This window comes from Vibrio phycocola (genome assembly GCF_054404255.1).
On the sequence record NZ_JBTAMQ010000013.1, the window covers coordinates 26568 to 40003 of the forward strand.

The window sequence follows — 13436 nt, forward strand, 5'->3', positions numbered from 1 at the left end:
CAAAATCAAAAAGGGATAATCACAAAAGCACATCAATATCTGATACACTTTCGCCCATTCAACCCCAGAACAAGATTAACAGCTATGCCTTGGATTCAAATCAAACTCAACGCCACAAATGACAACTCCGAACAAATAGGCGACATGCTAATGGAAGAGACTGGAGCATTGTCCATTACCTTTCTAGATGCCAAGGATACGCCTGTCTTTGAGCCACTTCCCGGTGAAACTCGCTTATGGGGCGACACGGACATACTTGCGCTTTACGATGCAGATAGCGATACCAATTCGATTATCAACCAGATAAAAACCAGTAAGATGCTTACGGCAGACTTTGCTTATAAAGTAGAGCAAATAGAAGATAAGGATTGGGAACGTGAGTGGATGGATAACTTCCATCCGATGCAATTTGGTGAACGCCTCTGGGTGTGCCCAAGCTGGCGTGAAATCCCTCACCCTGAAGCAGTGAATGTTATGCTTGATCCCGGCTTAGCATTCGGAACAGGAACACACCCAACAACAGCACTCTGTCTTGAGTGGCTCGATGGCTTAGATCTAAATGGAAAAACCGTCATCGATTTCGGTTGTGGCTCCGGTATTCTCGCAATTGCGGCAATCAAACTTGGTGCAGCGAAAGTCATTGGCATCGACATCGATCCTCAAGCACTAATAGCATCACGAGATAATGCTCAGCGAAACGGTGTCGAAGACCAACTTGAGCTTTATCTTCCACAAGATCAGCCAGAAGGCTTACTTGCCGATGTTGTAGTGGCAAATATCCTTGCAGGCCCTCTACGTGAACTTTCCGGTGTTATTAAAGGGTTAATGAAACCACAAGGTTATCTTGCGATGTCTGGTGTTCTCGATACCCAAGCGAATGACGTTGCGACCTACTATCAAGACCAATTGAAATTGGATCCGATCATAGAGAAGCAAGAATGGTGTCGAATTTCAGGTCATAAACAATAGAAGAAGACTATTTTTAACTTAATTGATTGAAATATAGACAATTTACAAAAACAATTGTTAAATGGTTAAATATTAGGCTTTTCAGCTCCTAAAAAAATGCGTAAAATGCGCGCCCTTACCATTAATGATCTGTGTAGGTATTTTGAAGATAGGAAACTACCAACTTAAGAATAATCTTATCGTTGCCCCAATGGCGGGCGTAACAGATAGACCATTTCGCGAGTTATGTCTTCAATATGGTGCAGGGATGGCCGTCAGTGAAATGATGTCTTCCAACCCTGCAACGTGGAAAACCTCGAAATCAAAACAGCGAATGGTGCATCAAGGCGAATCCGGTATTCGTTCGGTGCAAATCGCAGGTTCTGACCCACAATTAATGGCTGAAGCGGCACAATTCAGTGTTGAGAACGGTGCGCAAATCATCGACATCAATATGGGTTGTCCTGCTAAGAAAGTGAATAAGAAGCTTGCGGGCTCCGCCTTACTCCAGCATCCAGAATTGATTCGGTCAATTCTAACGTCGGTAGTAAATGCGGTTGATGTTCCAGTAACATTAAAGACTCGTACCGGCTGGGATACTAACAATAAGAACTGTGTTCATATTGCTCATATCGCCGAAGATTGTGGCATACAAGCTCTTGCTCTTCATGGAAGAACAAAAGCATGCATGTACAAAGGTAAAGCAGAATACGACTACATTAAAGCGGTTAAACAAGCCGTCTCGATACCGATTATTGCCAATGGTGATATTGATAGTCCCGAGAAGGCAAAATATGTACTGGAATACACTGGTGCAGACGCATTGATGATTGGCCGCCCTGCTCAAGGACGACCGTGGATTTTTCAGGAAATCCAATACTATTTGGAAAACGGTACAAAAATGCCGCAACTTCCAAATGAAAAAGTAAAAGATATACTACTTGGTCATGTTCAGGCACTCCACCATTTCTATGGCGAGTACCTAGGCCCCCGTATAGCGCGTAAGCACGTTGGGTGGTATCTAAAAGAACATGAAGAAGCAAGTGAATTTCGCAGAACCTTCAATGCTATAGAAGCAGCCCCGCTGCAACTTGACGCCTTGAATGGGTATTTTGATAACATTGCATCATACAATTAAGAGAAGAGCTAGCCCGAATATGTTCGAACAAAATCTGACTTCAGAAGCTTTAACCGTAACTACCGTAACTTCACAAGACCAAGTCACTCAAAAACCATTGCGTGACTCCGTTAAAGCATCTCTTAAAAACTACCTTGCGCAATTAAATGGCCAAGAAGTAACTGAGCTATACGAATTAGTTCTCGCAGAAGTAGAACAACCATTACTCGATATGATCATGCAGTACACTCGTGGTAACCAAACCAAAGCGGCAAACATGATGGGTATTAACCGTGGTACGCTACGTAAGAAATTAAAAAAATACGGCATGAACTAGAAAGCCGTTTTTTAACTATTGAATTAAAAAAGCCAAGTAAACAATTACTTGGCTTTTTTCTTTAATCACGAATACCTCCGCACTTCATGTAGCACGTAATACCCCTGTACATTCTGGACACATTTGCCATAATGATCCGTCGCACTATTCCCATTACTTATCAATCTACAGCACTGGATTTACGTTCCAGCTCGCTCAATGGAGACAACATGAATTCTTCCCAAAACAGCAATACCATTACGGTTTGTGCACTATACAAATTTGTTCACTTAGAAACATTTGAGGCGTTACGTGCCCCCCTTATTGAGAAAATGATCAGTGTCGAAGTTAAAGGAACCCTGCTCCTGGCCTCTGAAGGGATTAACGGAACAATCGCAGGCCCTCAAAGTGGCATTGATGCTGTGCTTAAGTTTCTAAACGCACAGCCAGGACTAGACAATATTTCCCATAAAGAATCCTATAATAATGAGAATCCATTTCACCGAACTAAAGTGAAACTGAAAAAAGAAATTGTCACAATGGGTGTGGAAGGAATCGATCCTAATCAAGTCGTAGGAACATACGTGAAACCAAAAGATTGGAATGACCTTATTTCCGATCCGGACGTCCTAGTCATCGATACTCGTAATGATTATGAGATTGAAATAGGAACGTTCAAAAATGCCATCAACCCAAATACTGAGACATTCCAAGAGTTTCCGAAATACGTCGAAGAAAACCTAAATAAAGACGAACACAAGAAGGTTGCGATGTTTTGTACCGGTGGTATTCGCTGTGAAAAGTCGACAGCCTACCTAAAAGAGCAAGGCTTTGATGAGGTATACCATCTTGAGGGTGGCATATTGAAATACCTAGAAGACGTTCCGAGTACCGAGACAATGTGGGAAGGTGAATGCTTCGTATTTGATGGACGAGTCGCGGTCAACCATGAACTAGAACAAGGCCAATACGACCAATGCTATGCTTGCCGATTTCCAATTACGGAAGAAGAGAAAAAGAGCGAACATTATATTAAAGGTGTAAGTTGTCACCGATGTCACGACAAAGTGACCGATGAACAGCGAAATCGATATATCGAGCGTCAGCGTCAGATAGCGCTAGCAGAACAACGAGGGGAATCTCATATTGGTGGCGAGATAAAAGAGTTAATTGAAGAACGGCGCCAGGCTAAAGCGGATAAGAAAGCACAGCAAGCCAATAAATAAGTAGTCGAAGAAACACAGACTAAATACACTACTATCTTAATTTGGACAATAAAAAAGCACCATCCCAGCATACTGAGATGGTGCTCTAGCTTCAATTTAACGTTTTAACTCAAGGCAGTGAGTTGTTTAAAACGTTTAATTAAAAGTCGTAGTATGCAACTAGGAAGACATCAGTTCTGTCACCGTCGTCTTTAATGTCACCTTGAACAGTAACAACATCAGATACGTCATAGCTTGCTGCAACGTTGATTGCATCGTAATCGGTTTCAGCACCAGTGTTAGCTTCAGTTGTTTTGGTTACGTAACCAGCAGAAAGAGTTAGAGCATCGCTCACTGCAAAGCCAGCACTTGCATAGATACCAGTTGTTTCATCACCGCCGTCTTGGTCATTGATCCAAGCGTTAGCACCAACAGTAACAGCACCGAAACTTGCGTTACCAGACAGTGATACAACTGAGTAATCAGTACTACGCTCTTCTAAACCTGCGTATACCGCAAACGTATCAGCTTTATACCCTACGTAACCATTTACAGCAGTAGGAGAAGTACTCGTATTGTCGCCCACTTTAAAGTAAGAAATACCGTACTGAGCTCCTGCTGAAGAACCTTGGAATTTAATTACGTCAAATAGTGCACAAAAAAATCAACTTGCTTCCTTTAAGAGCAAAAAAGGCAAATTAGTGGGTAAAAAATGAACAAAACAACCGAAAAAGTGCAACTCAGCTTTATTTTAGGAGAGTAAAGATTCATTCCATTTCCTCACCTAACTCACAGCTTCAAAACTGTAAACAAAATTGCTCATCGCTAATATTTTTTTAATGAGTACGGTCTTTTCGTGCATTCACATCGCTAATCTGGGCAAAAAACATACAAAACAAGATCTAATTCAAACTTTTCCAATTTATAAATGTAACAGCATTGTTAACTGAGCATTTATTCATCGACCTCACCGGGAATCTGCTATTACTTATCTTATTCACTAAACAAAAAAGTCATCGTGTTGAGGATCGATCATGAAGATGCCTAGCTTACGTCACACCAAAATTCGTACTCGCCTATATCTATTATTGATTGCGACCATAATCATGGTATCGCTCCCTTTTGCGAAAGTAATCCAGGACTACAGACATGATCTGATGGTCGATAAGGAAGTCAAAACTCGTCACATCATTGAAGTTTCTCATGGAGTTCTCGACTATTTTCACCGACAACATGATGAAGGAAAGTTGAGTTTAGAGCAGGCTCAAACCGAAGCTAAGAATGCGATTAACAAGCTTCGCTACGAAGAAAACGACTACTTTTGGATCAATGATCTCACTCCAACTATGGTCATGCACCCAATAAAACCTGCTCTAAACGGTAAAAATGTTGGTGGTGTAGAAGATCCAACTGGAAAAGCACTCTTTATAGAAATGGTAGACCTTGCGAAGTCTCAAGGAGGTGGCTTTGTTAATTACATGTGGCCAAAGCCGGGTTCAGAAGTTGATGTCGAAAAGATTTCCTATATTAAATTATTTAAGCCTTGGGGATGGGTTATAGGGACCGGAGTCTATGTTGATGATGTAAACGCCCTTGTCGCGAAAGAAATAAAATCAATGGCAATATTATTGGGAGGTATTGTCGTTGTGTTGATTCTGCTTTCAACCATTATTGGCCGCAGTATTACCTCTCCTTGTGGATCAACACAGAGAGCATTAGAAGATATTGCTGAAGGAGAAGGTGATTTATCGCAGAAGCTTCTTGTAGAAGGAAACGATGAATTTACCCATATTGCAAATTCATTTAATCTGTTCACAGATAAAATTCAGCATTCTATCCAACACATATCTCCAATTTCTCAAAGCATTTCAAGTTCAGTGCAAACTCTCAACTCAATCGCAGAGCAAACCGGAAAGCAAGCAACCGATCAACAAAGCTCTGTAAGTTCAGTAGCAGCCGCTATGACAGAGTTACAATCCAATAACCAAGAAGTTGCTCATTCGGCCCAACAAGCGGCAAGTGCAGCTCAATCAGCAAGAGTAAATAGTGAACAAGGCCAGCTATCAATATCGAATGCGTCTGATTACATGTCCTCTCTCTCTCAAGCCCTTTCGGAAACCGAAGAAAATAGCCATAAACTTGCCGCAGAGGCAGACAATGTTGGCTCAGTACTTGAAGTCATTAGAGGTGTCGCAGAGCAAACAAACCTCCTCGCACTCAATGCGGCTATCGAAGCAGCACGTGCCGGTGAGCAAGGTAGAGGCTTTGCCGTTGTCGCAGATGAAGTTCGAACGTTAGCGACTCGCACCCAAAAGAGTACAGATGAAATCGAAGAGATCGTCACCAGCTTGCAAGCCAGAGCGAAAAACCTATCGAATTCGATGAATCAAACCAAACAACAATCGAACTTAACCCTCGAGCAAGCGGAAAGTGCACGCCAGGTATTAGAGGACATTAATCAACAAATTAATGAAATCCTGAGTATGAATGAACATATAGCGGCAGCTTCAAATCAACAGACAGAAGCATCAGATGAAATTAGCCGAAACGTCAATCAATTCGCAACTCATTCCGAACAAACCGCCCAAGATGTCCAGGCTCTGACTAAAACTAGCCAACAATTATTGAAAGACAGTACAACATTAAATGACAGTTTTAGTGTGTTTAAAGCTTCCTAAATTTTTGTCTATCCATACGTGATATTAAAAGAGACAAGACTAATAGTCTTGTCTCTTTTAATATCAACCAGTTAGTAATGTCGAAATTGAGAATATACGCCACAATCGTTACCCTTCATTGAAAAACTAGTCGTAATATCATTAACCTAATGTCCAAATTAAGCTAACCTTATACGTAGATTAAAAATTTTATAAATTTCTTAGAGACGTATATGAATACTAAGGTCACTCCCTGTTTTTATTTGATGGATAATGTTATCCAGAACTACGCATGGGGAAGCGTAGATTCTATCGCTCGTTTGTTCGATCAACCAAACCCAAAGAATGAGCCTCAAGCGGAAATCTGGATGGGTGCGCACCCCGGAGGATGCTCCAAAGTATTTGTTGATGAAGGCAAGCAATTGTTAAGCGCACTAATCGCTGAAAATCGGTCTCACTTTCTTTCCTCTGCAAGTGCTGAACGCTTCGATGAGCTCCCTTTTCTATTTAAAGTACTCGCCGCAAATAGTGCGCTATCTATTCAAGTTCACCCAAGTAAAACAGAAGCTGAAATCGGCTATGCTCGCGAGAATGAGCTTGGTATTGAATTTGGAGCAGCAAATCGTAACTATAAAGATCCCAACCATAAACCTGAATTAGTTTATGCATTGACTCAGTATGACGCGCTAAATGGCTTCCGTGAATACGCAGACATTATTGCTAATTTTGATGCAGCCGATCTTACTAGCATTAAACCGTTGTTCGAAGCATTCAAAAATAACCAAGCCGAAACAGGCCTCAAAGATTTCTTTGTTTCACTATTGTCCCTAAATGGTGAAGACAAAACTCAAGCTATCAGTGAGTTATTAACGTACGCGACAAACAATCGTAACGAACGTTTACCCGCACTTCTGCTTGATTTATCTCAGCAATACCCTGGAGATATTGGCTTATTTGCCCCGATGATGCTGCATTACATTACCCTTCAACCTGGGGAAGCAATGTATTTGGATGCGCGTACTCCTCATGCGTATTTAAGAGGCACTGGATTAGAAGTAATGGCAAGTTCTGATAATGTCTTACGTGCTGGTTTAACGCCAAAACACATTGATATTGAAGAGCTGTCAAAATGCACCTCGTTTGCCGCTAAACCTGCGTCTACCTTGCTGGTTGATGCCATCGAAGATCAAGGCGAATTCAACTACCCTATTCCTGTTGATGACTTCCGGTTTTCTATTTATCCGACCGCAAGCCAAACACACATCAAAGTAACGAGCGCTGAAATTATTTTTGCCATCGATGATAGCGCAACACTAGAGCACACTAACGGTGAAACGATTACCATTGAGAAAGGTCAATCGGTCTTTATTCCTGCGGCTACTGAAGGTTATACATTAACCTCAAAAGCACGAGTGGCAAGAGTATATAACTAAGCTTTCCTTACTTTCGCCGGAGTCTTGAATTGTACTGAACTTATAAGCCAACCAAGCTACTCCGGCAGTACTCGTTTCTCAGTTCTTTTTATTACCTTGCATACCTATTCGAAGAGAGCCCGCTCTCAATATTTCCACCATAAAATTTCTGTATTTCAGTCCATTTTGTATTTTTTTACCAATGCCAAACGATTGCGCGAGCTTTTTAAAGATAAATTCGTTAAAATACGCGCCACAAAATTTTCGAAAAACCCAGTTACTTTAACTCCGTGAATTTGAGGAAAATGGAAGCATGAATGCACGTCCAATTCGTCGCGCTCTTATCAGCGTATCAGACAAAACAGGAATCGTTGAGTTTGCAAAATCACTTGCTGACCGTGGTGTAGATATCCTATCAACTGGCGGTACCGCTAGTTTACTCGCGCAGCAAGGCATCGCTGTTACTGAAGTATCTGACTACACTGGCTTTCCAGAAATGATGGATGGTCGAGTTAAGACTCTTCATCCAAAAGTTCACGGTGGTGTATTAGGTCGTCGCGGCCAAGATGATGCAGTAATGGCTGAACACGACATTAGCCCAATTGATATTGTGGTGGTTAACCTTTATCCATTCGCAGAAACAGTCGCAAAAGAAGGCTGCACGTTAGCGGATGCGGTTGAAAACATCGATATTGGTGGCCCAACCATGGTTCGCTCTGCGGCGAAAAACCATAAAGATGTTGCGATTGTGGTTAATGCAAGTGATTACGACCGTGTTATTGCTGAAATGGACAGTAACGAAAAATCGTTAACACTTGAAACTCGTTTTGATTTAGCGATTGCAGCATTCGAACACACTGCTGCTTACGATGGCATGATTGCAAACTACTTCGGCACTAAAGTTCCTTCTTACGGGGACAACAAAGAAGGTGACGAAGAGAGTAAATTCCCACGCACATTCAATATGCAGTTCGAGAAAAAGCAAGATATGCGCTACGGCGAAAACAGCCACCAAGCGGCTGCTTTTTATGTTGAAGGCAACCCAGAAGAAGCGTCAGTTTCTACGGCAACTCAAATTCAAGGCAAAGCGCTTTCTTACAACAACATCGCAGATACCGATGCCGCGCTAGAGTGTGTTAAAGAGTTTGCTGAGCCGGCATGTGTGATTGTTAAGCACGCAAACCCATGTGGTGTTGCACTTGGGAAAGATATTCTAGAAGCCTACAACCGCGCCTATCAAACCGACCCAACTTCTGCATTTGGTGGCATTATTGCTTTCAACCAAGAGTTAGATGCCGCGACAGCGCAAGCTATTGTTGATCGTCAATTCGTTGAAGTGATTATCGCGCCTAAGATTTCAGCTGAAGCAATTGCTGTTGTTGCTGCGAAGAAAAATGTGCGCCTACTAGAATGTGGTGAATGGTCAGCGAAAACGACTGGTTTTGAAGTTAAACGTGTTAACGGTGGCTTACTGGTTCAAGATCGCGATCAAGGCATGGTTTCACTTGATGACCTTAAAGTGGTTTCAAAACGTCAGCCAACTGAAGAAGAATTAAAAGATGCGCTATTCTGCTGGAAAGTAGCAAAATACGTGAAATCAAATGCGATTGTTTACGCGAAAGGCGATATGACAATCGGTGTTGGTGCAGGCCAAATGAGCCGTGTTTATTCTGCAAAAATTGCGGGCATTAAAGCTGCAGACGAAAACCTAGAAGTTGCAGGTAGCGTCATGGCATCTGATGCCTTCTTCCCATTCCGTGACGGTATTGATGCCGCTGCTGAAGCAGGAATTAAGTGTGTGATTCAACCGGGTGGTTCGATGCGTGATGATGAAGTTGTTGCTGCTGCTGATGAACACGGTATGGCAATGATCTTTACGGGAATGCGCCACTTCCGTCACTAATTTATTCATTATCGAATTCTAGTAAATCGATGAATATTATTTGATAGTCTCTATTCCTACGAATAGAGACTTTTTAGAATCTAATGCAAGACTGTTTTAATAATGGCGATGCGGAAAGGAATTAAAAAATGAATGTATTAATTATTGGTTCAGGTGGGCGTGAGCACGCTCTTGCGTGGAAAGTAGCTCAAAACCCATCTGTCGAGACTATCTTTGTTGCTCCTGGTAACGCAGGTACTGCTCTTGAAGCAAAAGTGAAAAACGTTAATATCGCTGTTGAAGACATTGATGCCCTTAGTGCTTTTGCCAAAGAGAATGTTGAACTGACGATTGTCGGCCCTGAAGCCCCTCTTGTTATTGGCGTGGTTGATGCGTTCCAAACTCAAGGGTTAGCGATTTTTGGCCCAACTCAAGGTGCTGCGCAACTGGAAGGTTCAAAAGCGTTCACTAAAGATTTCTTGGCTCGACATAACATACCAACTGGCTCATATGCGAATTTCACCGAAATTGAGCCAGCACTTGCTTATGTTCGTCAACAAGGCGCGCCAATTGTCGTAAAAGCCGATGGGCTTGCGGCAGGTAAAGGCGTTATCGTTGCGATGACGCTAGAAGAAGCCGAAGACGCCATTAAAGATATGCTTGCAGGCAATGCGTTTGGTTCAGCAGGAAGCCGAGTTGTTATCGAGGAGTTCCTTGATGGTGAAGAGGCGAGCTTTATTGTCATGGTCGATGGCAAAAATGTACTGCCGATGGCCACCAGCCAAGATCATAAACGAGTGGGTGATAAAGACACTGGACCAAATACTGGTGGTATGGGTGCGTATTCGCCAGCCCCAGTCGTGACTCCAGAAATTCACGACCGCATAATGAAAGAAGTTATCTACCCAACAGTGGAAGGTATGGCGTCAGAAGGCAATCCATATACAGGCTTCCTATATGCTGGACTAATGATCGATGCTCAAGGTACGCCGAAAGTGATTGAATACAACTGCCGATTTGGTGATCCTGAAACTCAACCTATTATGATGCGTATGCAATCGGATATGGTTGAACTATGCCAAGCAGCATTAGAAGGCAAGCTCGATCAAGTTGAATCTAAATGGGATCCTCGTGCATCAATCGGCATCGTACTTGCTGCTGGCGGCTACCCTGCTGACTACGCGAAAGGCGATATCATTTCAGGTCTCCCAACTCAGGAGATTGAAGGGAAGAAAGTTTTCCACGCTGGAACCGCTGAGAAAGATGGCAATGTTGTAACTAATGGCGGACGTGTTCTATGCGCTACAGCTCTTGGTAACTCGGTTTCAGAAGCTCAACAACAAGCCTATGAACTCGCCAAACAAATTGATTGGAATGGCGTTTTCTACCGCTCTGACATTGGCTACCGTGCAATCGCTCGAGAAAATTCTGAGAAATAGAAGTTTAATTCAGATAAGAAAAAACCGAGATAATCAATTATCTCGGTTTTTATGAATATTCTCTGCCTAGAATAACAAATCTATGGTTTGAAAGCCTTCACACAATCATGACCATCATCAGCAAGCATTAATAATTCTTCAATGTATGCTTCACCAATTTTAACCGACCCCATAAATGCAAGATAATTATCTACGTTGGCTAAACGATCGATCACAAAACTCGGTAAGGTTTTATTAAATTCGAGCTTGTCGTATTCCTCGCCAGAGCAGGTTTCAAATTGTTTTCCGTCCCAATACCCCTGAATTAACGCCAACCCTCTTTGAGCTTTTGTTGTTTCAGCAATGGCTTCCGCTTGTTTCAAATACGCCTTTAGTGCATTCGCCTGTAGCGGTTTCACTTTTCTATCGACACGATATTGCTGATAAACGGCTTCGCCCTTCGAGTTAAAACGTAGATTCAAAGAAAACGGTACCAATTTATCATCTACAATCACACTGCCTTCACGTACGATTTCACTCACATTACTCTCGAGCCAACGATAATGAGTTTGATACCATTGGTCATTGGTTGAAGTAACGTAATCAGAACCTTCATAGGGCAATGAAAAGTTTTCGGTATACCAAAAGAAACTCGTCGCATCACCCATACGGCTGCCGCCAGTATACGTACGCAATTGTTTTTCAAGGCCATCGCTTGAAGAACAACCAATTAAGACAGTAGAGATGAGTAGTGTAGGCAGAAAATAGATGTGTTTGTTCATAAACAGGAATACGCCAAAATTAAGACAAACTTTGGCGTAGAAACTGGATTAGTTTACTGATTCTTTCAGCGCTTTACCGGCTACAAAAGCAGGTACATTAGCCGCTGAAATTTGAATTTCTTCACCTGTTTTAGGATTGCGGCCAGTACGAGCTGCACGGTGATTTACTTTAAAAGTACCGAAACCGATAAGTTGAACTTGGTCACCTTCTTTAAGAGCGCCTTCGACAGCACCTAGCGTTGCTTCTAACGCTGCTTTGGCTTGTACTTTTGAAAGATCTGCTTTTTCTGCGATAAAATCGATTAACTGAGTCTTGTTCATTAGGTTTCCCTTTAGATATGTTAGTTTTAGAACTTGAACTACTCTAAATCATAAAGCCCCTGAGTTGCAAAGGTTTGTCTCTTTTTATCTGCTTTAATATTTAAAACTTCACCACATTATGAGGCAGATATCACATTTTTATACCACTAACACCAAATAGAACTTAATCAATGAAAAGATCTTACGTGTCAATGAGTTTGGCGAAACCTGAGCCTAAAATAAATCATTAATGAAATAGTCTGTTTTTTTCATAACATTTAGAGCAATTTCTTCCAAAATACACCGTGTGATAATCAATAAAGCTGAGAGTTTCTCTATAATCTCTCAGTCTCATTTTAATATCCTTTGGAAAAATCGACGACAAATTGTGGCATTTGTCCCATTGACCAGCGTTGATAGCTCGTCGCAAATATTTTGATAACATGACGAGGAAAACTCAACGCTGCAATATGTGGTGTAATGGTAATGTTTGGGTGATGCCAAAATGGATGATGGGAATTCAATGGTTCTTGCTCAAATACATCAAGGTACGCGTGTCCCGCTTGACCAGAATCTATAGCGGAAATTAATGAATCTTCAGCCAAGTTGGCACCTCTCCCAACATTAAACAGGACAACATTGTCGCACCAACTAAAGAATTCACGATTAAGCATGTGTTTCGTCTCCGGAGTATTAGGCAACGTACTCACCACAATATCTGCACTTTTCAATGCCATTTCTAACTCTGAAAAATGATAAATAGCCGAAAATGTATTGTCCTTAGGCGGAATTCCAGAACGGTTAATACCAATTGCATCAATACCAAACGGAGCAACAACTTTCGCTAAGTGCTTAGCTATCACTCCTGTACCTAAAATCACCATACGCTTACCTTGTAAACTTTGATATGGCATTGGTGACCATTGCTGTTGCGATTGGTGCTCACGATACTGCTGAAAATGACGATAGTGCTGAATCAAATATCCAATAACATACTCTGCAATTAATGGCCCAAAGACTCCTTTAACATTTGTTAACGTATAATCTTGCCTTAATTCAGGCAGCATCAATTTATCAACACCAGCATAAGTGGACTGTAACCATTCTAGTTTATCAAATTTATCTAGGTGCAATGCAGCCAACGGGGGATCTGCAATCACAACCGTTGCTTCATTCATAATGTCGGTTTGCTCCAACCCCGGTAAATCATATTGCTTAAGTTCAGTTTGATACTCTTCATTGGCATCTGTCAGTAAGTAGAACTTATCTTTGATTCCTTTCATGCTCTTCTCCTTTTCCATTAAATCACTCAACACATTCTCTTGATGAGAGTGGCAAACTCACCTTGAGGTAGTCAGGGGTAATAAAGTACACTGCGCAAGTCCTTAGACTTCATGAT

At 41.8% G+C, this 13436-nt stretch carries 12 protein-coding genes; 8 read left to right on the top strand and 4 right to left on the bottom strand.

Annotated features, from left to right (window positions below; translation table 11 throughout):
* Nucleotides 1-84 precede the first annotated feature (84 nt).
* From prmA to trhO, 4 genes are all read left to right on the top strand, one after another.
* Nucleotides 85-969 carry a 50S ribosomal protein L11 methyltransferase gene (gene prmA, locus ACXJY6_RS15950; RefSeq protein ID WP_458768932.1) on the top strand — a complete coding sequence of 295 codons (885 nt, stop codon included), beginning with the start codon at nt 85-87 and terminating at the stop codon, nt 967-969.
* Between the two features lie 142 nt (nt 970-1111).
* On the top strand, nt 1112-2086 hold the full coding sequence (gene dusB / locus ACXJY6_RS15955) for a tRNA dihydrouridine synthase DusB (RefSeq protein WP_456052325.1): 975 nt from the start codon (nt 1112-1114) through the stop codon (nt 2084-2086).
* Nucleotides 2087-2105: 19 nt separating this feature from the next.
* The gene (gene fis, locus ACXJY6_RS15960) at nt 2106-2402 is read left to right on the top strand and encodes a DNA-binding transcriptional regulator Fis (RefSeq protein WP_456052324.1); all 297 of its coding nucleotides are present in this window, start codon (nt 2106-2108) and stop codon (nt 2400-2402) included.
* Nucleotides 2403-2611: 209 nt separating this feature from the next.
* Nucleotides 2612-3607: an oxygen-dependent tRNA uridine(34) hydroxylase TrhO gene (gene trhO / locus ACXJY6_RS15965; protein ID WP_458768933.1), complete on the top strand. Its 996-nt coding sequence runs from the start codon at nt 2612-2614 to the stop codon at nt 3605-3607.
* 139 nt (nt 3608-3746) lie between these two features.
* Here trhO and ACXJY6_RS15970 read toward each other — a convergent pair whose 3' ends face one another.
* Nucleotides 3747-4226, bottom strand: a complete 480-nt coding sequence (locus ACXJY6_RS15970) for a porin (RefSeq protein ID WP_458769020.1) — start codon at nt 4224-4226, stop codon at nt 3747-3749.
* Between the two features lie 394 nt (nt 4227-4620).
* Here ACXJY6_RS15970 and ACXJY6_RS15975 point away from each other — a divergent pair, with 394 nt between their 5' ends.
* The 4 genes from ACXJY6_RS15975 (at nt 4621) to purD (ending at nt 10976) form a co-directional block, all read left to right on the top strand.
* Nucleotides 4621-6264, top strand: coding sequence for a methyl-accepting chemotaxis protein (locus tag ACXJY6_RS15975; protein WP_458768934.1), 1644 nt, complete (start codon nt 4621-4623; stop codon nt 6262-6264).
* Between the two features lie 212 nt (nt 6265-6476).
* Nucleotides 6477-7676 (top strand): mannose-6-phosphate isomerase, class I, encoded by a 1200-nt coding sequence (gene manA, locus ACXJY6_RS15980; RefSeq protein ID WP_458768935.1) that lies wholly within the window; start codon nt 6477-6479, stop codon nt 7674-7676.
* A gap of 292 nt (nt 7677-7968) precedes the next feature.
* The gene (purH, locus tag ACXJY6_RS15985) at nt 7969-9558 is read left to right on the top strand and encodes a bifunctional phosphoribosylaminoimidazolecarboxamide formyltransferase/IMP cyclohydrolase (protein WP_456052295.1); all 1590 of its coding nucleotides are present in this window, start codon (nt 7969-7971) and stop codon (nt 9556-9558) included.
* 128 nt (nt 9559-9686) lie between these two features.
* Complete coding sequence (purD, locus tag ACXJY6_RS15990; RefSeq protein WP_458768936.1) at nt 9687-10976, top strand: phosphoribosylamine--glycine ligase; 1290 nt, start codon at nt 9687-9689, stop codon at nt 10974-10976.
* A gap of 80 nt (nt 10977-11056) precedes the next feature.
* On the opposite strand, the gene ACXJY6_RS15995 is transcribed toward purD, so the two are convergent.
* From ACXJY6_RS15995 to ACXJY6_RS16005, 3 genes are all read right to left on the bottom strand, one after another.
* Nucleotides 11057-11737, bottom strand: a complete 681-nt coding sequence (locus tag ACXJY6_RS15995; RefSeq protein ID WP_456052293.1) for a DUF1481 domain-containing protein — start codon at nt 11735-11737, stop codon at nt 11057-11059.
* A gap of 48 nt (nt 11738-11785) precedes the next feature.
* Nucleotides 11786-12058, bottom strand: a complete 273-nt coding sequence (locus ACXJY6_RS16000; RefSeq protein WP_456052292.1) for an HU family DNA-binding protein — start codon at nt 12056-12058, stop codon at nt 11786-11788.
* A 335-nt stretch (nt 12059-12393) separates the two neighbouring features.
* Entirely contained in the window at nt 12394-13320 is a 927-nt protein-coding gene (locus ACXJY6_RS16005; protein ID WP_458768937.1) for a D-2-hydroxyacid dehydrogenase, read from the bottom strand.
* Nucleotides 13321-13436 lie beyond the last annotated feature (116 nt).